This is a genomic window from Buttiauxella sp. AC038 (assembly GCF_979253565.1).
Genome location: NZ_CEEDCQ010000001.1, coordinates 4,506,332 through 4,526,630, shown reverse-complemented (window position 1 = coordinate 4,526,630; position 20,299 = coordinate 4,506,332). Strand labels below are relative to the sequence as shown.

The 20,299-nt window shown below is 50.8% G+C and carries 17 protein-coding genes and 1 pseudogene; 8 read left to right on the top strand and 10 right to left on the bottom strand.

Features of this window, described 5'->3' with window-relative positions:
* Nucleotides 1-32: 32 nt before the first annotated feature.
* The 3 genes from AC0IXI_RS21530 to cspE all read left to right on the top strand — a co-directional run bounded on the left by AC0IXI_RS21530 (nucleotide 33) and on the right by cspE (nucleotide 2,709).
* Complete coding sequence (locus AC0IXI_RS21530; RefSeq protein ID WP_064515548.1) at nucleotides 33-1,349, top strand: MFS transporter; 1,317 nt, start codon at nucleotides 33-35, stop codon at nucleotides 1,347-1,349.
* Nucleotides 1,350-1,351: 2 nt separating this feature from the next.
* Nucleotides 1,352-2,188 (top strand): shikimate dehydrogenase family protein, encoded by an 837-nt coding sequence (locus AC0IXI_RS21525; protein WP_134186193.1) that lies wholly within the window; start codon nucleotides 1,352-1,354, stop codon nucleotides 2,186-2,188.
* Nucleotides 2,189-2,496: 308 nt separating this feature from the next.
* Nucleotides 2,497-2,709, top strand: coding sequence for a transcription antiterminator/RNA stability regulator CspE (cspE, locus tag AC0IXI_RS21520; RefSeq protein ID WP_034461105.1), 213 nt, complete (start codon nucleotides 2,497-2,499; stop codon nucleotides 2,707-2,709).
* A 59-nt stretch (nucleotides 2,710-2,768) separates the two neighbouring features.
* Here cspE and AC0IXI_RS21515 read toward each other — a convergent pair whose 3' ends face one another.
* From AC0IXI_RS21515 to AC0IXI_RS21470, 10 genes are all read right to left on the bottom strand, one after another.
* Nucleotides 2,769-3,779, bottom strand: coding sequence for an HAD family hydrolase (locus AC0IXI_RS21515; protein ID WP_064515552.1), 1,011 nt, complete (start codon nucleotides 3,777-3,779; stop codon nucleotides 2,769-2,771).
* Nucleotides 3,776-4,792 carry a BatD family protein gene (locus AC0IXI_RS21510; RefSeq protein WP_134186195.1) on the bottom strand — a complete coding sequence of 339 codons (1,017 nt, stop codon included), beginning with the start codon at nucleotides 4,790-4,792 and terminating at the stop codon, nucleotides 3,776-3,778. Before AC0IXI_RS21510 ends, AC0IXI_RS21515 begins: the two co-directional genes overlap by 4 nt.
* The gene (locus tag AC0IXI_RS21505) at nucleotides 4,789-6,312 is read right to left on the bottom strand and encodes a vWA domain-containing protein (protein WP_424222557.1); all 1,524 of its coding nucleotides are present in this window, start codon (nucleotides 6,310-6,312) and stop codon (nucleotides 4,789-4,791) included. Before AC0IXI_RS21505 ends, AC0IXI_RS21510 begins: the two co-directional genes overlap by 4 nt.
* Complete coding sequence (locus AC0IXI_RS21500) at nucleotides 6,309-7,286, bottom strand: vWA domain-containing protein (protein ID WP_471683080.1); 978 nt, start codon at nucleotides 7,284-7,286, stop codon at nucleotides 6,309-6,311. The genes AC0IXI_RS21505 and AC0IXI_RS21500 overlap by 4 nt, the downstream gene beginning before the upstream one ends.
* Nucleotides 7,279-7,719 (bottom strand): DUF4381 family protein, encoded by a 441-nt coding sequence (locus tag AC0IXI_RS21495; protein WP_471683079.1) that lies wholly within the window; start codon nucleotides 7,717-7,719, stop codon nucleotides 7,279-7,281. Before AC0IXI_RS21495 ends, AC0IXI_RS21500 begins: the two co-directional genes overlap by 8 nt.
* Nucleotides 7,720-8,625: a DUF58 domain-containing protein gene (locus tag AC0IXI_RS21490; RefSeq protein WP_471683078.1), complete on the bottom strand. Its 906-nt coding sequence runs from the start codon at nucleotides 8,623-8,625 to the stop codon at nucleotides 7,720-7,722.
* Nucleotides 8,625-9,623: an AAA family ATPase gene (locus AC0IXI_RS21485; RefSeq protein ID WP_471683077.1), complete on the bottom strand. Its 999-nt coding sequence runs from the start codon at nucleotides 9,621-9,623 to the stop codon at nucleotides 8,625-8,627. The genes AC0IXI_RS21490 and AC0IXI_RS21485 overlap by 1 nt, the downstream gene beginning before the upstream one ends.
* Nucleotides 9,620-10,915 (bottom strand): anaerobic sulfatase maturase, encoded by a 1,296-nt coding sequence (locus AC0IXI_RS21480; protein WP_471683076.1) that lies wholly within the window; start codon nucleotides 10,913-10,915, stop codon nucleotides 9,620-9,622. Before AC0IXI_RS21480 ends, AC0IXI_RS21485 begins: the two co-directional genes overlap by 4 nt.
* 57 nt (nucleotides 10,916-10,972) lie before the next feature.
* Nucleotides 10,973-12,562: an arylsulfatase gene (locus AC0IXI_RS21475; RefSeq protein WP_064515569.1), complete on the bottom strand. Its 1,590-nt coding sequence runs from the start codon at nucleotides 12,560-12,562 to the stop codon at nucleotides 10,973-10,975.
* 370 nt (nucleotides 12,563-12,932) lie between these two features.
* Nucleotides 12,933-14,027, bottom strand: a complete 1,095-nt coding sequence (locus tag AC0IXI_RS21470) for a GGDEF domain-containing protein (protein WP_157092072.1) — start codon at nucleotides 14,025-14,027, stop codon at nucleotides 12,933-12,935.
* 211 nt (nucleotides 14,028-14,238) lie between these two features.
* On the opposite strand from AC0IXI_RS21470, the pseudogene AC0IXI_RS21465 reads away from it, so the two are divergent.
* The 5 genes and pseudogenes from AC0IXI_RS21465 to AC0IXI_RS21445 all read left to right on the top strand — a co-directional run bounded on the left by AC0IXI_RS21465 (nucleotide 14,239) and on the right by AC0IXI_RS21445 (nucleotide 20,275).
* Nucleotides 14,239-15,851, top strand: a pseudogene (locus AC0IXI_RS21465) (mechanosensitive ion channel family protein).
* On the top strand, nucleotides 15,851-16,999 hold the full coding sequence (locus AC0IXI_RS21460) for a BamA/TamA family outer membrane protein (RefSeq protein WP_134186430.1): 1,149 nt from the start codon (nucleotides 15,851-15,853) through the stop codon (nucleotides 16,997-16,999). Before AC0IXI_RS21465 ends, AC0IXI_RS21460 begins: the two are co-directional and overlap by 1 nt.
* A 47-nt stretch (nucleotides 17,000-17,046) precedes the next feature.
* The gene (locus AC0IXI_RS21455; RefSeq protein WP_166671990.1) at nucleotides 17,047-18,021 is read left to right on the top strand and encodes a porin family protein; all 975 of its coding nucleotides are present in this window, start codon (nucleotides 17,047-17,049) and stop codon (nucleotides 18,019-18,021) included.
* Nucleotides 18,021-19,154 (top strand): BamA/TamA family outer membrane protein, encoded by a 1,134-nt coding sequence (locus tag AC0IXI_RS21450; RefSeq protein ID WP_134186213.1) that lies wholly within the window; start codon nucleotides 18,021-18,023, stop codon nucleotides 19,152-19,154. Before AC0IXI_RS21455 ends, AC0IXI_RS21450 begins: the two co-directional genes overlap by 1 nt.
* Nucleotides 19,154-20,275, top strand: a complete 1,122-nt coding sequence (locus tag AC0IXI_RS21445; RefSeq protein ID WP_471683075.1) for a DUF4056 domain-containing protein — start codon at nucleotides 19,154-19,156, stop codon at nucleotides 20,273-20,275. The genes AC0IXI_RS21450 and AC0IXI_RS21445 overlap by 1 nt, the downstream gene beginning before the upstream one ends.
* Nucleotides 20,276-20,299 lie beyond the last annotated feature (24 nt).

The following is a 20,299-nucleotide window of genomic DNA, read 5'->3' as shown; positions in this document are numbered from 1 at the left end:
CCTGTAACCTACAAATAACCGAGGTATAAACCATGGCGAGTTATGGCCAGGGCGACATCGCTGCCCAGAAAACTGGTGTTGTAAAAAGAACCCGTACCCGAATGGTTATCCTGACCCTTCTGGCTATCGGAACCATGATTAACTATCTCGACCGCACTGTGCTTGGTATCGCTGCACCGCAACTGAGTGCCGATCTTGGCATCGGTGCGGCAACGATGGGGATTGTGTTCTCGGCGTTTGCCTGGACTTACGCGGTAATGCAAATCCCAGGCGGCATCTTCCTTGACCGTTTCGGTAATAAAGTCACCTATGCGCTGGCACTGTTTTTCTGGTCGGCATTTACCCTGTTCCACGGTTTAACCGTTGGCCTTAAAACGCTGCTGCTATGCCGCTTAGGCTTAGGGATTAGTGAAGCGCCATGCTTCCCGGTGAACAGTAGGGTGGTGGGGAAATGGTTCCCGCAGCATGAACGTGCGCGCGCTACGGCGGTTTACACCGTTGGTGAATACATTGGCCTTGCTGCGTTTGCGCCGCTGCTGTTCTTTATTATGGAAACCTTCGGCTGGCGTGCGTTGTTTATCACAGTCGGCGTAGTGGGCATTTTGTTTGTGCTGGTGTGGTGGCGTTTTTATCACGAACCGCACGAGTCCAAAACTGCCAACAGTCTTGAGCTTGAGTACATCGGTCACGACCTCAAAGAGGCCGAGCCTGAACCGAAGATGAACTTTAGCTGGGCGAACGTCGCAAGGCTTATTAAATGCCGCCAAATCCTCGGTGCGGGCATTGGCCAGTTTGCCGGGAACACCACGCTGGTGTTCTTCCTGACCTGGTTCCCAACCTACCTTGCTACCGAACGCCATATGCCATGGCTGAAAGTGGGCTTCTTCGCCATTCTGCCGTTTCTCGCCGCCGCAGTGGGCGTGATGTTTGGTGGCTGGGTCTCCGACCAAATCCTCAAACGCACCGGTTCGGTGAATATCGCCCGTAAATTGCCAATCATTTCTGGGCTGTTGATGGCCAGTCTTATCATTTCGGCTAACTGGATGCCAACCGATGCGCTGGTGATTACGGTGATGTCGGTAGCGTTCTTCGGGCAAGGCATGGTGGGACTCGGCTGGACGCTGATATCTGATATGGCCCCGAAAAATTTAGCGGGTCTGACAGGCGGTTTATTTAACTTCTGCTCAAACCTGGCCTCGATTATCACGCCACTGATTGTCGGCTTTATTGTTGCGGCGACCGGCAACTTCTTCTACGCGCTGGTCTATATCGGCGGTGCTGCACTGTTGGGTGTGTTCGCGTATGTCTTCATTCTTGGCGATATCAAACGTATTGAGCTGGCGGACTAATTATGGACATAAGTGGCAATACACGTTTAATCGCCCACCTGGGCTACCCGACAACCACGTTCAAAGCACCGATGATTTACAACCCCTGGTTTGAAGAGCAAGGCATCGATATCAAAGTGGTGCCGATGGGGGTGAAAGCAGAAGATTATGTGCAGTTGATTCCTTCTCTATTTCGCATGACCAATATTATTGGCGCGTTGGTGACGATGCCGCATAAAGTTTCGACTTGTGAGTTAGTTCACACTATTAGCCCAACGGCGCAAATTGCCGGGGCGTGTAATGCCATTCGCCTTGAGCCAGACGGCTCATTGCGTGGCGACATGTTTGATGGCGACGGTTTTGTTCGTGGTGTGTTGCGCAAAGGCATTCAGGTGGGTGGAGCTCGTGCGTTAGTCGTGGGTAGCGGTGGCGTGGGTTCCGCTATTGCGGCGTCTTTGGCGGCTGCTGGCGTTGATACGCTGGCGCTGTTTGATAGCCGGGCTGAAAGCTGCGAAGAGCTGGCAAAACGGCTACGTAGCCACTATCCGTCTCTTAAGGTGCTTACCGGGTTGCGCAACCCGAAAGAGTTTTCCATTGTCGTTAACGCAACGCCGCTGGGTATGAATGCAGGTGACGAATTACCGGTGGATGTTAGCGCGATAACGCCAGGAACCTTCGTAGGAGAGGTGGTAATGAAGAGCGAAATCACGCCATTTTTGCAGGCAGCCATGAAAAGAGACTGCCAGATACAACCTGGAACAGATATGTTGTTTGAGATGATTCCTGCATATATGGAATTTTTTGGCCTGCCAGAAGTGACGCCAGAAGCACTGCGTCGCGTAGCTAAAATTGATTACTAACAACTGGTTAAGGTAGTGGTAGATGGGTGCGAAAGGGTGCCATTCGCACCCCCTAAACGAAACGGTAAATGAGACGTAATTTAGCTATAGAGCTGTGGACGGCTAAAATAATCCTTGTCATTCATCGCCTAAGCATGAGTTAATACGCCCCATCGGTTTGACGTACAGACCTTTAAAGCAACCTAGTAAAGCAGTCCTTCAAGAGTCATCCCTGGATACCCTTTGTCGTGTGCTCCTCTACCGCTTCATAAAATCTGTAAAGCATACCAAATCGCCGTAAGGCACACTCAATTCAAAAGGTAATACACATGTCTAACAAAATGACTGGTCTGGTAAAATGGTTCAACGCTGATAAAGGTTTCGGCTTCATCACTCCAGACGACGGTTCTAAAGACCTGTTCGTTCACTTCTCTGCAATCCAGAACGACGGTTACAAATCTCTTGATGAAGGCCAGAAAGTTTCCTTCACCATCGAGAACGGCGCTAAAGGCCCAGCAGCTGGTAACGTAACTAGCCTGTAAGGTTAGCGTTAACTAAGCTCTAAAGAATTTAAAAACCCGCCTCGGCGGGTTTTTTCGTTTTATGGTTTTGATGTTTCTGGAATACATAATTTCGGGTCAAAGATAGTTCTCCAGTCCTGCTTCATATCCACTACCGTCCAACCTTTTTCCTTCGCCACCGTTAACCCTTCAACCAGTTTTCCGCTGGCTGGTGGATGACTGTCGTAGGCATATTCACGTTTTGCATCCGTATGGTGAACCAGTAAGCCGAAAGTTTTGTAGTCCGGGTTTGCTGCGGTGTATTGCATCATCGCCAAATCGCCGTCACTGTTACCAAATGCTGCAACCGGGCGTTGGCCCATAAATAGATGGATGGCGACCGGCTTGGCGGCAGCATCGTCGTTAAACGCGCCTTTCATGGTTTTACGCAGTTGCGTGCCGTCATCCGTTAGTGAAAATTCGCTCAGTGAGAATGATCCCACGACTTGTTCTGGCGGGATGCCGTACATCTTCTGCGCCACGACACGCATAAAATCGATGCCGCCGCCGGAAATAATCCACGTTTTAAAACCATTGTCGCGCAGGTAGTCGAGCAGCTGACGCATCGGTTGGTAGCCCATCTGGTCGTAATGGCAGCCAAAACGGTTATCACGATGACTGGCCACCCAGTTACTGACGCGTTGGTCGAATTCATCCGTGGTGATATTGCTGTGCGTTATCTCCAGCAGTTGCATCAACCCTTTTTCACCTGCGGCGGCGACGCTTTGCAAATCGTTGTTCAGCACAGCACTAACAATCGGGTCGCTCTTCCATTCAGGATGCTGTGGAGCAAGGCGTTTCACTTCATCAATTGCAAACTGTAGCTGGAAGGTCAGGGGTGCTTCAGGCCACAATGTGCCGTCGTTATCAAACACAACATAGCGTTTCTCAGGTGGAATAAAGGTCGAGCGATCTTTGTTGGTTGCGTTTTGCACCCATTGCTCAATAGCTTGTTTCGCGGCGGTATCGTTCCAGGCAGAGAGCGGGTCGGCAGCCTGTGCGGTGCCAATAGCGCTAAAGATCAGAGCGCTGAGTAATAATTTATTTTTCATCGTTCACCCCTTTTGGTGGGAGTCAGCTCGGGTAGTTGAACCGGGTTCCAGAAGCGTCGCCAGGCATGGTGCAGGTATTTCAGGCAGCGCTTGAGCAGGCGTCGCGTAAACCAGATGAGTAGCAACAGGATGGCAATGGCGCTGATAACCAGCACGGTTTGCCATTTATCCTGGCCTGTCGTGCCGCGTAGTGCCGACTCGCTACCCGCAGCGGGTGCTTGTGCGACTGGCATCGTTGAACCGGGTAATTGCGCGACTTGCCATTGCTGATTGGCGGTATCCCACCAACGCAATTTAATAGGGGGTAGCGTGATGGTTCCTGCCTGCGAGGGTAGATAACGCAATGTCTCTTCACGCTGTGCGCCTTCGATTTCGCCGCGCCCAGATTTCAGCATCGTGTTTACAGGCGTCAGGCGCTGCGTTTCTGTGCCTGGAATGGCGTACAGCAATTGCGGGATTTGTGTCGCCACAATCCCGTTAGCTTTCACTGTGACAATACGTTCCACAACATCTCCGGCATGCAGAGTGGTGTCTTTACTGGCGTGATATTGGGTGATTTTTTGGCTTAGTGTTAAGTTGTTGGCAGGTAAGAAACGGTCTGGCTGCTCAACGCCTTTCGGCCAGACCACCTCTTTTTTCAACTCTGGCAACTGCACCGTTACCGGCGGCTGGTTTGGTGATGTCAGCGTAATTTCTACTGCAGGCAGAAGCAGCACGCCTTGATCCCATGCCGTGACCTGTTTTTCCAGGCGAATTCCGCTCCAACTAATGCCATTTTTCTGGCGGCTTAACAGCTGGTTTGGCAGTGGTGTGCTCATTAACGAGCCGTTTTCAATTTTAAAGTCAGGCCACTCAGGCGGCGGGTTAAACCAGCTATCTGTCCAGAAAGTAATAGCGATGCGTACTGGCTGGCCCGGCACCACATGTTCCGGCACCTCGAGTTCACGTGTGATGTCCATTGCGGCACGGGCTGGAAGTACCGCCAGCAAAAGCAGAATAAACATGGCTCTCATGGCGTTTCCTCCGTATTGGCGCGGTAGAGATTTTCCAGCAGGCCGGATGGGGAAACTTCGAGGTTTTCAAACCATTGGTTAACCTGCGGGCTGCTGCTTTCAACCGGTTGAATATCTTTTTGATTCACGCCCTGATCTTTCTTCAAATCATGCTTTATCTCATCGGGTTTGTAGTCTTGCTCTTTGCCTTGTGCCGCCTGGCGATCGCGCTCTTTTTGCCGCAATTCCATAATGATTTTGGCGATTGCGGCTCGGTTTTGTTGCGCCGATTTCCAGTCTGGTCGTAGGCTTAATGCGCGGTCATAACTGTTGATTGCCTGTTGCCACTGCTTTTGCTGGGCATAGCTATTACCCGTCCATAACAGGGTTTCAGCGGTTTGCGGTGCCTGGCGAAATGCTGATGTGGCAGCGACAAAATCCTCCGCACGGTAGTAAGCAATGCCTTGCCAGAGCGGGTCCTGGAAACGTTCAGCCGCTTTTTTGTAATCACCATTTTTGAAAGCGATCTGCCCCTGCATATCCGGGCTAACCCACGCATCCTGCCATGCGGCCTGGCTTTGTGGCAGATAGAGCAGCGGTACCAATACAATGAGCCAGCAAATCAGCTGTCGCCGCCCAAGCAACAACAAAATCAGCATCGGGATAACCAGCAGATAGCCGCTATTTTTCCAGTGCAAATCACCGCGTGCATTATTCTGCGCACTGACCGATTGCTGGATATGGCTGGTGATGACGGATAAATCGCTGTCGTCACTGGTCACAAGCGTTACGGGAATACCACCGTCGCGAATCTTGCTAAAGCGATCGACGTTAAGTCGGGTATCAATGCCGCTCTGGGCGTAGCTTTCCGGCAGTTCGCCACCGCGTGCGGTGCCAGGAACCCAGATTTGAATCGGCGCTTTAAGTTGTGCAAGCCAGGCCGCGTCCTGCGCTGAAACGGTGTCGGCGACCAGCAAAATATTGCGTGGAGTATTCGATGTTTCCGGCATGTTTTTCAGTGCAAGGCTGATGGCCTGTTTTAGCCCTGAGCCCTCTCCCTCAGGCAAAAGATTTGGGCTTTGGGCATGCAAAAACAGCGCGTAAAAAGAGGGGTCTGAAGTGAGCGGGGTCGTTAAATATGCATGGCTGTTGTAGACCACCAGGCCAAAATGCGTGCCGGTTGAGCGCGACATCAAATCCATGATTTTGCTTTGCATCCGCTGGTGGCGGCTGGGTGCGAGATCCTGCGCGTACATTGCCGGATCTTGTTGCAGAACCACCATCATATTGCTTTGCTGCGTTAATGCCGCAGGCAGTTCGCGTTGCCATGTTGGGCCTGCCAGCCCGATAACGCCTAATGCGCACAGCCATGGTAAAACCTGAGTGATTCGTTTTTGCCGCCCGATAATAAGCGCCTTAGCGAAAGGCTTGTCCATAATCTTGTGCCAGGCGCTGCGCTGCCCGGTACTGATAAACCACAACAAAGCGCAAATCAGCAAGCCGACTAGCCGCCAGGGATAAACAAAATGGAAATCACTCATGCTGTTTTCCCCCGAACAAAACGACCGATGGCGAGCAAAATCAGCAATACCAGCGCGAGTATTAGCGGCCACTGGAATAGCGGAATATGCCACGACCAACCGATGGATTTGACCTGAACAGGCGTGATGGCATCGATTTCCTTCCAGACGCTATCGAGCGACGCGCCCGAACTGGCAGCAGTCCAGGATTTGCCACCGGTAATGCGCGCAATACCCTGTATCAGCGGGAGGTCGACTTTGTCATCACCGGTGCTGTTGAGGTCGCCAAAAGCAATGGTATGCACCTGAACATGATGTGTTGCGGCCAGTTGCGCGGCAAGCGGTGGGGCTAATTGCGAAGCGGTGTCGTTGCCATCGGTGAGCAAAATTGCCAGCTTGCTGGCATCTTTATTGGCGGTACTGTCGAGCAGTTTTACACCCACGCCTAATGCGTCACCAATCGCGGTTTGCTGGCCAATCATGCCGGGAGCCAATTGGTTGATACGGGTTTGTAGCGCCTGTTTATCTTCACTGACAGGTGCGAATGGCCAGGCGGAGCTTGCGAAAATAACCAGCCCAATACGGTCAGACTTACGGGCCGCGACGAATTTGCGTACTGAATCCTGAACCGCCTGCAATCGCGTTACGCCACCCTGAACGTCGCTTTTTGCCATCGAACCCGAGACATCAAGAATCAGCACCACATCACGCATCGGTTTTTGAATATGCTGTGGTGGCGTCAGGTATTCCGGACGTGATAGGGCGGCTACTAATAATATCCATGCCAGCCAGAAAAGCAGGCTTGAGAGTTTGCTGCTGCGCACCGGCTGGCTGTTAAGCTTTAGCTCATCAATTAGTTCTGGCAGAAACGGCACACGAACATGCTCTTTTACTGCGCGGTCTTGTGGCAAAAAATAGTGGCCAATCAATGGCACGAAAATCAATAACCAGGCCCACGGCCAGGCGAAATCGATGCGGCTTAGAAACTCAGACATACGGCAGTTTCTCCAGCCAGTTTTTCAATTGAGATTGCAGGCGTGCAACCTGGCTTGCGTCGAGTTGGTTATCGGGCCTGCAATATTTGTCGCTAAGTTGCTGGCGTAAATCGTGGTCGATTTCCACCTGTTGTAAAAGTTGCTCCGGGGAGAGCGTGTGGCTGACGAGGGTTCGTGGCTGGTGCATCAGAAGAATGCGTTTTATTAGCTCAAGCCAGCTATCAACACTGTGCGGCAACTGCAAAGCCGCCAGTGCTTCACGCCGCCACAGGTTTCGCCGCCAGCGTGCCAGGCGAAATAGCAGGAAAATGAGCAGGGCAATCAGCAACAGACCGCCAGACACAAACCAACCTGGGGGTAATGGAAGCCAGGAGATACTTTGCGGAAGTGCTGGGTTTATTAGGTCCGGCACGCTAAATCCTTTCTCCAGCATTCAGACTCCCTTTTGTAGCTGCTTGAGAAGATCCTGCGCGACCACTATCTGATTTACGCGGATCCCAAGTCGTGTGAGCCGGTTTTGCAGGCCAGAAAGTCGGGAAGTTGTGCTTTGCGCAATCTCATCTTTCAAGCTGGCTGAAAGAGAAAATGCCGCCTCACGCCCCTGATAGCTGGCGGCTAAATCACCTTGCTCGGGCAGTTTAAGATGGAGATCGTCGAGGATCACAAAGGCGCTTATCTCGCAGCGTCGTCTCAGGGCTGCAAGCAATGCCTCACTCGGCGCATCCAGATCGTGGAAATCGCTGATGACTGCCACCCACGATCCGCTGGGGATCAGCTGAATTGCGTGTTGTAGCACGTGAGTCAACGTGACAGAGGCGGGCGTTTCATCAGGATAGCGTTCGGGTAACTGTTGATTGTATTGCAGCACATCATCAAGCACGGCAGGGAGATTGCTCTTCGGAGAGCGGCACTTTTGCAGGCTGTATTGGGTATCGCTGAAAATCACGCTACCCAGACGATCGCCATCGTGCCAACTGCGCCATGCCAGCAGAGCAGCAATTTTGGCGGCGGCGACGGATTTGGTTTGCCCACGAGTGGCAAAAAACATATCTAACCGTTGGTCGACTATCAAGAAAACCGGGCGCTCGCGCTCTTCGTTGTAGAGCCTGATCCATGGCGATCGCAGGCGCGCTGTTGCTTGCCAGTCGATCAACCGCACATCATCGCCGGGTTGATAGCGCCTGAGGCTGTCAAAATTGAGCCCACGCCCCTGTTGGCGTGATACGCGTTCACCTGCAAGCGCCCCCGGTGGGATTTGCCCCGGCGGGTTTGATAGCAGTCGCGCTTCGCCTGCCAGGGCCATCAGGGTTTTTCTGTCCACCTGCAATGCGTTGTCCATCACGCTACCACTGCATCAAGCAACATCCGAATCACATCATCTGGTGAGTAATTATCGGCGTTGGCCTGGTAGCTTAGCATCAGGCGGTGGCGTAACACTGCCGGGGCGACGAGCTTGATATCTTCTGGCAATACTGCATCGCGGCCTTCAAGCCAGGCCAACGCACGGCCACATCGGTCGAGTGCCAGTGTGCCGCGCGGGCTGACGCCAAAGGTGATGTAACTGGCGAGGGTATCGCTAACCCCTTGCGGATGACGAGTCATATCCACCAGGTTCACGATGTAGTTTTCAATAGTAGGGGCGACGTAAATCGCAGAGATTTCCTGCCAGCAGGTAGCAATATCCTGTTGCGATAACATCAGCGTTTCCGGCTGTTTTTCCCCAGCCTCAACCGAGCCTACCTGGTACTTTTTCTGCTGCTCATCACGCACCAGTTGCATCACTTTTTGTTCGTTCGCTTTGGATGGGTAATCCACCAGGACTTTCATCAGGAAGCGGTCGAGCTGGGCTTCAGGCAACGGCCATGTGCCTTCCTGGTCGACCGGGTTTTGTGTTGCCAGCACCATGAAAACACCCGGCAATGGCCAGGTTTTCCCGGCAACGGTGACGTGGCGCTCTTCCATGGCTTCAAGCAATGCTGACTGTACGCGTGCGGAAGCGCGGTTTATCTCATCGGCAAGAATGATGTTGCCAAACACCGGGCCTGGGCGAAAACGGAACTGGTCTTCTTCACGCGTGGCATTTTGCTGGTAAATCTCACTGCCGGTAATGTCAGATGGCAGAAGGTCAGGAGTGAACTGAATACGGCGAAAATCCCCTTCAATATGGCGAGCGAGTTCCCGTACCGCACGTGTTTTGGCAAGTCCTGGCAGACCTTCGAGCAGAACGTGCCCGTCACACAGCAAGGCAACAATCAACATGCGTACCAGTGACTCTTGCCCAATAACTTGTTCGTTCATGCGCTGCTCAAGTTCAAGCAGTTTTTCTCTGTTAGTCATTTGCGTAATCCTGCAAAGTCGCGTTTCAAAAGAGTGGCAAGCCCGACAAGAATCGGCTCGGCGTAATTGAAGAAGGTTTTAATGCCGGGGCAGAGATAGTTTAGGCCTGGCTCTCCGTCTGGTGTACGGACAAGGCGATTTTTCGGGCACTCTCCCCAGCACAATTTCAGGTATGGGCACTGCTTGCAGTATTCCGGCAGGGTATCTTTTTTGCCCATGCCAAATGCTTTCTGGCGCTCAGAAAAGGCCAGGTGCGCGAGTTTGGTGTCTTCGATATTGCCAATCTGGTATTCGGGGTAAACGTAGTGGTCGCAGGAATAGATATCGCCATTTTTTTCAATGGCCAGCCCTTTGCCGCAGAATTCAGACGCGGTACAAATTTGCGCGGGCATGCCCATGGTTTGGGCGACGGCGGTTTCGAACAGGTTGACCTGCACGCGGCCTAAATCGTTATTTACCCACTCTTCAAATACCGTTTTCAGGAACGTACCCCAGTCTTCCGGGTCGACTGACCAATCGGTGACGATAGAGTCCAGATCGCCTGGTCTAGCACGACGCGTGCCTGTAATTGGGATGGTGTCATCGCGCCAGAATTGTGGGGCGGTGACTTTGAAATCTACAGGTTCTACGCACGGGTTGAACTGCACGTAGGTTGCGCCCAGTTCGCGGGTGACAAAGCGGTACACTTCCAGCGGGAAGCGGGCATTGGTGCGGTTGACGGTGACAAGCGCGTTAAACGGGACTTTGTATTTTTTTAGCGCTTCAACGCCTTTCATCACTAAATCGAAAGTCGGTTTGCCGCTGCGGGTGACGCGATAGCGGTCGTGTAATTCTCGTGGGCCATCAATCGATAAACCCACCAGAAAACGGTGTTCTTTGAGGAATTCAGCCCATTTGTCATTAATCAGCACGCCATTGGTTTGGAGGTCGTTTTCGACGCGCTGGCCGGGCTTTTGGTACTGCTTCTGGAATTTGACGACTTTTTCAAAAAACTCCAGCCCCATCAATGTGGGTTCGCCGCCTTGCCAGGAGAAGACCACCTGGTCACCATCTTGTCCGTCAATGTACTGACGGATGAAGTTTTCCAGCACTTCGTCGCTCATGCCGGTGTGGCGGTCTTGATGCAGTAACTCTTCTTTGTGCAGGTAAAAACAGTAGGAGCAATCGAGATTACAGGTTGAGCCAGTCGGTTTCGCCATGACGTGGAAACGGCGTTTGTATTCAGGGCCTTTGCCATCATATTTTTCTGCTGACGGTAGTGCTTTAACCGGCAATGTAGTGCTGTATTTCATGGCTGACCCTCTGAAGCGTTCCTGAAAACCGGGCGGTTTCCCACCCGGAAGACGGGTTTAGTTATTCGCGTTGGCACCTTGTTCAATCATTGCCGCCGCATCGGAAACGGTGAAGGAACCCGGTTTCTGACGTGGTGGGAATTCTTTAAAGGTATCAAGCATTTCTGTGACGTATTTCTGCGCGCCGCCCATCAAGAACAGACGGTCGTAGAACCAGGTGTTGTAGCCCATGCCGTCGGAGCCTTTTTCAAGCGGATCCACTTCCAGGTCGAAGATCATCGGCGCACGCAGTTTAGTGAACGGATAGCGCCACAAATCGATACCGGTGTGTTCCTGAATCATGAAGTGCGCTTTCCAGCGGCCATAACGAATCGCCAGCAAGTCGCCGTCATCACTCCAGTAGAAGAACTCTTTGCGCGGGTCTTCGCCTTTGCCCTGGATGAAGTCGAGCTGGTTATAGCCATCAAGATGTACTTTGTAGGTGATGGATGGCGTTTTGTAGCCCGTCAGTAGTTGCTGTTTGATATCTGGAATACCGGCTGCTGCAACCAGCGTCGGGAACCAATCGTTACTGCCGAAGATGTCGTTAATCACCGTGCCCGGCTTGATATGGCCCGGCCATTTGATCATCGCCGGTACGCGGAAGCCGCCTTCCCAGCCGGTGTTTTTCTCACCACGGAACGGTGTGATACCGCCATCAGGCCAGGTTGCGGTCATCGGGCCGTTATCGGTGGTGTACAGCACGATGGTGTTGTCTTCGATACCGAGGTCTTTAATCTTTTGCAGCACCTCGCCAATCATTTTGTCGTGTTCAACCATGCCGTCTGCATAGTCCCCAAGCCCCGTCACACCCTTACTGGCGTCTTTGAGGTGAGTTTTATTGTGCATACGTGTGGTGTTAAACCAGGTGAAGAATGGTTTGCCGGCTTTGCTCTGGCGTTCCATAAAGTCGTTGTTGGCAGCGAGGGTTTCTTCATCAACCGTCCCCATACGCTTGATGGTGAGCGGGCCGGTGTCCTCAATTTTGCCGTCGGCGGTGCTTTTGATGACGCCGCGCGGGCCAAATTGTTTACGGAATTCAGGGTCTTTCGGGTAGTCCGGGTTTTCAGGTTCTTCTTCGGCATTGAGGTGGTAAAGGTTGCCGAGGAATTCATCGAAGCCATGCGCAGTTGGCAGGAATTCGTCACGATCGCCAAGGTGGTTTTTACCAAACTGCCCGGTGGCATAGCCAAGTTGTTTGAGGATATTGGCGATGGTTGGGTCTTCTTTTTGCAGGCCTTGCGGAGCACCTGGCATGCCGACTTTACTCATCCCGGTACGGAAAGGCATTTGTCCGGTAATGAACGAAGAACGCCCAGCGGTGGAGCTCTGCTCTGCATAATAGGAGGTAAACTTGGCACCCTCACTGGCAATACTGTCAATGTTCGGCGTTTTATAGCCCATCATTCCTTGGTTATAGGTGCTCAGGTTCCAGTAACCAATATCATCACCGAAAATAACCACGATATTTGGTTTTGAGGTGTCTTGCGTTGCTGCGTTTTCAGGAGCGGTTGTCGCGGGGGCTGCATCAGCAGCGGACACGGCACCAGACATCAATGCGAGCATGCTGGCTATCATTGTCCTTTTGTAAGGGACTTTGTTTAGCATCGTTGTAACTCCGTTCATTGAAGGGACTGAATGAGTATAGTCAAGGGTAGAAACTTGCTATTACATTATGAATTACCAAGAAAACTTCTAATTAAGATAGTTAAGAATATTATCAATTTGAAAAAAACAAGAGGGACTGGCTAACTAATTGAAATTTAATAAATGGTGCTATATACATTACCATTCTGTATTAGATAGATTCGTAGGGGTTTATTTATTTTTAAACGTTATAGCTAAAAATAATGTGGGGCTCATGAGGGAATCAACAGGAATAACCGAGCAAAGATTGTTTTTGCTCGGTTTAGAATAATCAATAAAACTTAGATATATCACATAATTGGATCTGGTTTTTTCATGTGACTATTAACATTTAATAGCAAACACGGTTTCTACCACTTTTCTTAGCTTTATAAAGCTGCTGGTCTGCTTGTTCAACCAATGCTTCCAGCGCCATTCCTTCTTGCCATTGTGCAATACCCTGGCTGATGGTTAGCACAGAAGAGACGTCAGAACCCTTATGAAGAATATGGGCATGAGCAATATTTTGCTGAATCCTGTGGCTTATCGCTTTGACCTGAGAAATATCATCACACACAGTCAGAACCACAAACTCTTCGCCTCCGAAACGAAATGCACTATCGCTCTCCTTTCTTAGTGATTTTTCAATACATTGCGAGACTTTGATCAGGCATTTATCACCTGCAACATGGCCATACACATCGTTGTATTGTTTGAAATAATCGATATCCATAACAATCATAAACAGCTTTTTTTTGTTTCCGGCGAGAGAGGTGACACACTCTTCAAAGAAGCGAGTCAGGCTCAGGCGGTTAAATAGTCCGGTTAATGCGTCGTAGTGCGCCTGCTGTACCAGCTTTTTGATCAGGATATTTTTTTCATATTCACTGCGCTGAACACGCTGATACCACTCAAGCAGAATGTAACGGGCAGAATAGATAACCAGCAGCATGATGATGACACCGCCAAACTGCACCACGCTGAATTTCTCCAGCAAGAAGAATTCGACATACATCAATGACAAAACCAGCGGTGCCGAGAACAGCAGCAACAGCCGTCCTGAAATGTAGAACGTAATCGTGGCCGGTAATAATACTGAGACGGTCAACATCAACGTCATCAGCTGGTTTTGGTAATAAAGAGTGAAATTTAAAAATAGTATTGACCACAATACTCCAAAGGTTAATACCACATAAGGAAGCACCGTGTGATAGAAACCATCATTAATATTCTTCTTTATTTTGAGTGTGATAATAAGATTGATGACTGAAAGTGTAATGATGCAGCCACACAATATTTGTAATGCCAATGGGAGTGTATCAATATCACTGCGATGAGCACTGCGTAATAATAACCAGAAACAATATATTATATTCAGAGACAAAAACCACATATAGCCTTTGGTACTGGTAATGACGTTTTCGCCAGTGTTGTGATTAATGTCCACAAATAACACTCCTTTAATAAATTTATTAAATGATACCGTGCTCACCCTACCTATACCACCCTAGATATCCTTGTTCACCAAGTCTTTAATATCACTCTTGTTATCTTGAATATGCTTGATGCTGGTCTATGCTCAAATCAGATATGACTCGGCAGAGCATTACTCGTGTCATTGAAAAATAAAACAAAATCATTCCTTTTGGGTGAAACATATGATTAGGGCGCTGCTATTCCTGTTGGCATGGATACCTCTGATAACCGCAGGTGGGCTGCATGCGGCGGAACCCAGGCAACTTCCTTCTGAGCAAGACAAAGCACGAACAATCTCTATCTTTCATCACCCGATTGTTATGTTGCAGGCAAAATTTGGCCTGACCACGCCTGAGGAACGCGTGCTGCGCATTCGCCGAACCTTACGCTCTCTGAGTGAAGAAGACATTCGCCAGCCGATAATCATTACCCCTGTCACACGCTATAACCAGCAAGGCCGCTTATTTACGATCAACGGTAAGATGCTGATGTTATTAGCAGAAGGTGATTTAGACGAAGGTGATGATCTGACGCTCGATCAAGCTGCGCAACGGGTGCTGGCTCGTATGGATGAGCAGCGCACTTCCTTGAAAGATCAGTACTCCTCGGCATACCTCGCCACTGCAGTTGTAAAAACCTTAGCGGGAACAGTTGTTTTAGGGCTGCTGTTCTACGGCGCGTTCAAGTCCTGGAAAAAAGTTAAGCAATACTTTGAAGCACGAATCAGTCGTAAAAAAGGCTTAATACCGGCTAAGTGGCGCGAGTTCCTCGGGGCGGTGGAAAGCTATCTCTATGGTTTGTTGATGATTTTCTTAGGCATTGCGGCATTTTATGTCTGGTTGAGTTGGATCTTCAGGTTATTCCCGTGGACGCGAGTCTGGGGGAGTCGCTGGGTGACTGGTCGATTAACGTTGTCCAGAAAATTGCGTTATCGATTGTTTCAGCGCTTCCCGGATTATTGATTGTGATGATTATCTTTTTAATCACCGCATTTATTCTCAAGTTGCTCAAAATTCTCCTCACGCGCGTTGAAAGCAGAAGAATGATGGTGCCTGGCCTGCACCCGGAAACGGTGGGAGCCACACGTAAACTGATTTCCGTGATGGTCTGGTTATTTGCGCTTTCAGCGGCGTATCCATTCTTGCCCGGTGCTAACTCGGTGGCATTTAAGGGGATCAGCGTTTTCTTCGGTTTGATGCTAACACTCGGCTCGGCAGGGGTGATGAACCACGCCATGAGTGGCCTGGTGCTGACCTATTCTCGTGCGCTACGCAAAGGAGATGTCATTCGCATCGGCGATAACGAAGGGCTGGTGAATGAAGTCGGTATGCTGGCAACCAAAATCCTCACGCGCGAAAACTACATCGTCACGGTGCCGAATGCAGTGGTCGTGAGCGGGAAAATCACCAACCTCAGCGCTCAGAATCCAGGTTCCGGCGTTAATCTGACAACCAGCGTCACTATCGGTTACGACACGCCCTGGCGGCAGGTTCACGCCATGCTGGAGCTGGCCGCTAAACGCACACAAGGTATTGATCCCAGCACGCCACCGCTGGTTCGACAGCTCAATTTGATGGACTGGTACATCGCATACGAATTACAGGTCAAATTACGCGTGGGTGAATCGTTGGCTGGCGTGAAGAGTGAATTGCACAGCCATATTCAGGATGTGTTTAACGAATTCAACGTGCAGATTATGTCGCCGAATTTTGTTAACCAGCCGGAAGGTGCTGTGATGGTGCCGCGTGATAACTGGTTTGCTGCGCCTGCTGTGCAGCCTGAGAAACCGTCGTGATGAAGCCCGGCTACCCGTTGGTTCTTTTGTTCAGCGTGGGGCTAGCACAGCCATTGGTCGCCACTGCCAGCGGGCTGATTGATGAGGTGGACGGTATGCTGGATATGAGCGAATACCTTAGTGACAACCGTTACGGCTTTTTGCCGGTCCCGGTGGTGATAACCGAGCCTGCGGTAGGTTACGGCGGCGGACTGTTTGGCCTGTTCTTGCATGATACGCCGGACAGTGAAGCCGGGAAAAACCATCCCGGCGCAAAAACTATCCCGCCTGCAGTCACGGCATTCGGCGGGGGTGCGACGCAAAATGGCACCTGGTTTGTCGGCGGTGGACATCGCCACACCTGGAACAATGACAGCATCCGTTATTTGGTCGCACTCGGTTATGCCGATGTAAATCTTGATATTTATTCAGGTGACATTGCGGGGTTCTCTCGAGGAAAGGGCATCAGTACGCAAACCAAAGGCTACGGCGGTATGCAAAAATTGCAGTTCCGAGTAGCAGATACGCCATTTTTTATCGGCGCTTCACAGTTTTATGCAGATACCAAAATCTCTGCGGATAACCCGGTTATTAGCCGCGCATTGCAGCGTGTTTTGGGTGAGGAGAGCGCTTCATCAGCACTTGGGTTGGTCATGGAATATGACACCACCGATAACTTTTTCTACCCGCACAACGGGTTATCAGCCACGGCGGAATACCAGTTTTATAGCAGCTTTCTCGGTGGTGATTATCGCTACGACATGTTGACGCTGGACGGTAAATATTTCCAACCGCTCGGCACCGATTTCACGCTGGTGCTGGCCGGGAATTATCAGTCACTTTCAAACCATGACCGGCATTTGCCACCGATGGCACGGCCCTATATCAAATTGCGAGGCATCTCGCAGTATCGCTATCAGGGAGATTATGTCAGCACCGCGCAAACCCAGCTTGAATGGCAAATGACGCCGCGCTGGGTGTTGCAGGGTTTTGTGGGGGCAGGAAGCGCCAGCAAAGAAGCCGACGATCTCTTTAATAAAACCGAAGTGGCGTATGGCGGTGGGTTTCGCTACCTGATTGCGCGCAAGTTCGGATTGCATACCGGGATTGATGTCGCCTTTAGTGATAGCGAACAAGCCGTTTATTTCAATGTGGGGGCGGGGCTATAGAGGGAATTTGCCGCCTGACTGACAATGCAAATATCTAAGAGAACGCCATGAAGAAAATCCAAAGGAGTGTGCAACAGTGCCGGGTGATTGCGCTACCGCTACTGTTTTTATCCGGTGCGGCGTTTGGTGCGACGACGGACACTGCGACAGACAGCAGCACGTTTCCCATCTGGGGAGATGAAGCGCGTGCGCGCGGATATTCTATTCCGCTACCGTTTGGTGTGAACCTCAGCTATATGAATATTCGCCAGAATGTCGACGTTGATAGTATTACCTTCTCCGGGTTGAAGCTTGGCACGCATCCCATTCCCAGTGATATGTTTGCCATTGATGTCGGCCATACGCGTGAGCGTAGTAAGACTGAAAACCTGCGTCTTGATATGTGGGTGTTCCCGTTTTTAAATATTTATGGGCTGATGGGGTACACCAAAGGCTCGTCGATTTCGAACGTATCGGTGGATGCTGACCCGTCGCGTTATACCGGCATTGACCGGATTATTGCCTCGTCGGTGCACAGCCTGAACCAGAGCGGTGATTTACAGAACATCGATTTCACGCTCGATTTTGAAGGCGTCACTTATGGCACCGGCGTTACGTTGGCGGGCGGGTATAAAAACTGGTTTACGCTGGTGGACACCAACTACACGCGTACCAATTTCGATATTCTGGACGGCAAAATCTCAGCCCTGACCATATCGCCACGCGTCGGGTATCGTTTCGATATGCCGCAAATTTCCGGGCCATCACATTTAAGCGTGTGGATAGGCGCGATGTATCAGGACGTCCAGCAGGAGTTCAAAGGCAATCTATCTGACTTGCATATGCCTGCCGAACTTCAGCCGCTGATCAATTCGGTAAATAAAGATGACGATGGGCGTTTTGATGTTAAACAGCATCTCACTTCGCCATGGAACACGTTGATTGGTGCACAATATGAACTCACGCAAAACTTTAACGTGCTGACGGAGATTGGTTTTAACGAGCGTAATAGCTTCTTCCTCGCAGGTGAATATCGATTCTGATGAAGAAACGTGGCGCGCTATTTTTGGGCTTATTAAGCCTGATGAATACACCGACGGACGCGGTTGCCATGACGCGCGAGGAGATTGACGGTTTTCTGGGAAAGCTGGGGGCTGATAATCAGTATGACCCCAGTAAAGGCATTGACTGGAGCGTGTTGCCTGGGCCGTTTTATACCCCGGAGTTGAAACTGGGCCTGGGGACTGCCATCGCGGGAGTGTACCGCGTTGATCCCAACGATCATGTCACGCAAAACTCGTCGGTGTCATTTACCGGTTTTGTGAGTACTAGCGGCGCGTTAGGGCTTGGCATGAAGAATTACACCTTCTTTTCGGGGGATGAATGGCGGTTGTTTGTCGATGGATCGCTTGCGAAGATCCCGACCGGTTTTTGGGGCATTGGCTACGATGCGGCGCAGGGTGATGAGCAGAAATACACGCAACAATCGATTAGCCTTCAACCGCAGATCATGCGCCAGGTGGTTGATGATCTGTATGCCGGTTTGGGTTGGGATTTTTCAACGTATGACGCTGAAAGTATTGATGATCAACATCCCGGTGATAACTTCTCCCGCTACAACGTGAAAGGAAATTCGCTGAGTTCGGGTATCACGGCGGCTATCAACTATGATTCTCGGGATGTGATAACCCGGCCGCAACACGGGCAGTTCTTTAGTGCCGAATACAGCCTTTTTGATCCTGCCCTTGGCTCGGATAACCACTTCACCGTTTTGCAGCTGCAATATAATTATTACCTTCCGCTAAACAATCAGGATGTGTTGGCGTTCGATCTTTGGGGGCGTTTTGCGCGTGGTGATGTGCCATGGGATCGCTTGTCGCAGGCCGGGGACGATAATCGAATGCGTGGCTATTACCAGGGGCGTTATCGCGATAAAGACGTGGTCAGCACCCAATTGGAATACCGTAAAAAGCTTAACTGGCGGCACGGTTATGTGTTGTGGGTTGGCACGGGCGCATTGGGTGACAGCCCGCATAATCTTTCAGATAACCCGCTGTTACCTACCATCGGCGCGGGTTACCGCTTCGAGGTTAAGCCTGACATGAATATTCGCCTCGACCTGGGGTTTGGCAAAGAGAGTGCCGGGTTTTACTTTCAAGTTGCGGAGGCATTTTAATGCAGCGCTGGATTTTTTCTCTGCTGCTTGGTGTGGCATCCCTGAGTTTTGGCGCGTCACCGAAATCAGTAGATATCTTGCCCATTGAGAAGGCGAGGCGAGTATGGCCAATAACACAAGAGCTCACGGCTCCTGAGTCTTTACGACCTTGCTGTGCCTTTGGATATGACCTGCAAGTACGAGCCGTCGGTGTACCCATTCCGGTCTACCAGATTGGTAATATTCTGACGCTTACCACCCTTGGTCATCATCGTTACAACGATAGCGCATTGGGAGCAGTCAAAAATATTGTTGGTTTGAGTGAGGAGAAAAGTGGCCTCATTTACACTCGCCGTGGGGGTTTTATTGATATCGCCCACGTGCGTGATACTGCTGATAATACCTTCTATCTTTTCACGCAGATCTACTCACGGCTTGGCCAGGACTGGCGGCTGTTCTATAGCGAAGAATTGGGTGTCCGACGCATTCAGCTTCATGCGTTTAATCCACCCGCGTCCATGGTTGAACGCTATACGATTGCGGCCTGGCTTGCGGGGCATCTCGCCTTCCAGCTTGCGCAATGGCATGAGATTGCTCAGTGGTATGGATTCCAGTCGGTTCCGGGATTTTCTGAGGAGATATCTGCTTTTTCGCCCGAAGATCTCTATTCCAATTTATTGGGCGCAAGGCTTGCGATAAACGTGATTTTGCACGGACACGCCAGGTCAATTGAATCTTACGATCATGCGATAGACAAGGCGTTACACAAGGCATTGGTACAACTTGGCGCGGTCAGCAAAACAGAATCAGAAAGAAAATTCCGCGAAGTGGACGGCGACTGGTGGAACAGCAAGCGCCGGGTGCCAGATAAATTTTTGGTGCTCAACCGTAATTATGATCTCAGCGAGAACCGTTACCCGACTCCTGTCCCATTTGAAAAGGCGAAGCCCTACCGCTTGGTGATGCCTGAAACCGTAGCCGGGGTGACGATAAGTCAACTTGGGGAATTGCAAATCCACACTGGCAGCGACATGCGTGGGCTTAAGGTACCGGAGAGTTTTTATCTTCCGGCACAGTTTTCAGCGCTGGCAGAACAGGCCAAATACGCCGATCAGATTCAGCTGCAGCAAATGAAGAAATGAGAGCTATAAGTAATCGTTATTGGA

What these genes read in the sequence shown, in the direction of transcription:
- AC0IXI_RS21530 (WP_064515548.1), top strand. Translation starts at nt 33, where the DNA reads ATGGCGAGTTATGGCCAGGGCGACATCGCTGCCCAGAAAACTGGTGTT.
- AC0IXI_RS21525 (WP_134186193.1), top strand. Translation starts at nt 1,352, where the DNA reads ATGGACATAAGTGGCAATACACGTTTAATCGCCCACCTGGGCTACCCG.
- cspE (WP_034461105.1), top strand. Translation starts at nt 2,497, where the DNA reads ATGTCTAACAAAATGACTGGTCTGGTAAAATGGTTCAACGCTGATAAA.
- AC0IXI_RS21515 (WP_064515552.1), bottom strand. Translation starts at nt 3,779, where the DNA reads ATGAAAAATAAATTATTACTCAGCGCTCTGATCTTTAGCGCTATTGGC.
- AC0IXI_RS21510 (WP_134186195.1), bottom strand. Translation starts at nt 4,792, where the DNA reads ATGAGAGCCATGTTTATTCTGCTTTTGCTGGCGGTACTTCCAGCCCGT.
- AC0IXI_RS21505 (WP_424222557.1), bottom strand. Translation starts at nt 6,312, where the DNA reads ATGAGTGATTTCCATTTTGTTTATCCCTGGCGGCTAGTCGGCTTGCTG.
- AC0IXI_RS21500 (WP_471683080.1), bottom strand. Translation starts at nt 7,286, where the DNA reads ATGTCTGAGTTTCTAAGCCGCATCGATTTCGCCTGGCCGTGGGCCTGG.
- AC0IXI_RS21495 (WP_471683079.1), bottom strand. Translation starts at nt 7,719, where the DNA reads ATGCTGGAGAAAGGATTTAGCGTGCCGGACCTAATAAACCCAGCACTT.
- AC0IXI_RS21490 (WP_471683078.1), bottom strand. Translation starts at nt 8,625, where the DNA reads ATGGACAACGCATTGCAGGTGGACAGAAAAACCCTGATGGCCCTGGCA.
- AC0IXI_RS21485 (WP_471683077.1), bottom strand. Translation starts at nt 9,623, where the DNA reads ATGACTAACAGAGAAAAACTGCTTGAACTTGAGCAGCGCATGAACGAA.
- AC0IXI_RS21480 (WP_471683076.1), bottom strand. Translation starts at nt 10,915, where the DNA reads ATGAAATACAGCACTACATTGCCGGTTAAAGCACTACCGTCAGCAGAA.
- AC0IXI_RS21475 (WP_064515569.1), bottom strand. Translation starts at nt 12,562, where the DNA reads ATGCTAAACAAAGTCCCTTACAAAAGGACAATGATAGCCAGCATGCTC.
- AC0IXI_RS21460 (WP_134186430.1), top strand. Translation starts at nt 15,851, where the DNA reads ATGAAGCCCGGCTACCCGTTGGTTCTTTTGTTCAGCGTGGGGCTAGCA.
- AC0IXI_RS21455 (WP_166671990.1), top strand. Translation starts at nt 17,047, where the DNA reads ATGAAGAAAATCCAAAGGAGTGTGCAACAGTGCCGGGTGATTGCGCTA.
- AC0IXI_RS21450 (WP_134186213.1), top strand. Translation starts at nt 18,021, where the DNA reads ATGAAGAAACGTGGCGCGCTATTTTTGGGCTTATTAAGCCTGATGAAT.
- AC0IXI_RS21445 (WP_471683075.1), top strand. Translation starts at nt 19,154, where the DNA reads ATGCAGCGCTGGATTTTTTCTCTGCTGCTTGGTGTGGCATCCCTGAGT.